Below are 560 nucleotides of genomic sequence, written 5' to 3'. Positions count from 1 at the left end.
GGCGCCGGCTCGGGCATTGGTTTCGAGTTGGTTCGCTCTTTTAAGGCAGCCGGGTATCGCGTATCTGCACTCGTTCGCAACGAGGAGCAAGAGGCGGGTCTTCGCAGTGAATTCAAAGACGACATTGAGATCGTGGCGGGCGATGTCCGTGATCACGCCACCAATGAGAAGCTGGTTAAACAGACGGTTGCCAAGTTCGGGCGCCTGGATTGCTTCATCGGAAATGCCGGGATATGGGATTACATGCTGAGCATCGATGAGCCTTGGGAGAAATTCTCGGGCAGTTTCGACGAGATATTTGACATCAACGTCAAAAGCTATTTCAGCGGCATCAGCGCGGCCTTGCCGGAGCTCAAAAAGACGAACGGATCGGTGGTGGTGACGGCTTCCGTTTCTTCCTATGCGGTCGGTGCCGGCGGTTCTTGCTACATTGCCAGCAAACATGCGGTGCTGGGCATGGTCAAGGCTTTGGCCTACGAATTGGCTCCGCACATCCGGGTCAATGGCGTTGCGCCAGGTGGCACGGTCACTTCTTTGGCTGGCCCGGCAAGCGCTGGCTT

The 560-nt window shown here is 56.6% G+C and carries 1 protein-coding gene; it reads left to right on the top strand.

Annotation, left to right across the window (positions count from 1 at the left end; genetic code table 11):
- Positions 1-560 (top strand): 1,2-dihydroxy-1,2-dihydronaphthalene dehydrogenase NagB (gene nagB, locus QHC67_RS19075; RefSeq protein WP_319296742.1); only part of this gene is annotated, 560 nt, incomplete at both ends.

This window comes from Sphingobium sp., from assembly GCF_033795625.1.
Classification (GTDB): Bacteria; Pseudomonadota; Alphaproteobacteria; order Sphingomonadales; family Sphingomonadaceae; genus Sphingobium.
Note: the sequence above shows the minus strand (reverse complement) of the source record. Positions and strands in the feature narration are given on the sequence as shown.